This is a genomic window from Mesorhizobium sp. M2E.F.Ca.ET.209.01.1.1, assembly GCF_004010375.2.
Lineage (GTDB): Bacteria > Pseudomonadota > Alphaproteobacteria > Rhizobiales > Rhizobiaceae > Mesorhizobium.
In genome coordinates this window covers 1-332 of the sequence record NZ_SADP02000692.1, presented here as the reverse complement: position 1 = coordinate 332, position 332 = coordinate 1, and the positions used below count along the sequence as shown (strand labels likewise).

Sequence of the window (332 nt, the reverse complement as noted above, 5' to 3'; positions counted from 1 at the left end):
GGCGTCCAGGCCAATCCCCTCAGGAAGGATCTTGCTTTCGCGCGCCGCGATCCTCACCTCTCCATGGGCCATTGCGGCGGTCGCCTGATCGAACAGGAGAACCTGGCCATCGGCGCGCGGCACGGCGAAGGCCATCGGATTGGTGCCATAGAGCCGCTTGTGGCCGCCATGCGGAACGACATATGTGACGCTGTTAACCACACTGAGCGCGATAAGCCCTGCCTCCGCAAACGGCTCGACGTCAAGCCACAGCGGACCGTTGTGGTGGGCGTTGCCAATGGCCAGGATGCAGGCGCCGGCCGATCGGGCCTTGTCGATGGCCAGCTCGATGG

At 64.8% G+C, this 332-nt stretch carries 1 protein-coding gene; it reads right to left on the bottom strand.

Annotated features, from left to right (window positions below):
- A partial coding sequence (locus tag EN852_RS37465; protein ID WP_135879813.1) for an Ldh family oxidoreductase occupies nt 1-332 on the bottom strand: 332 nt, incomplete at both ends.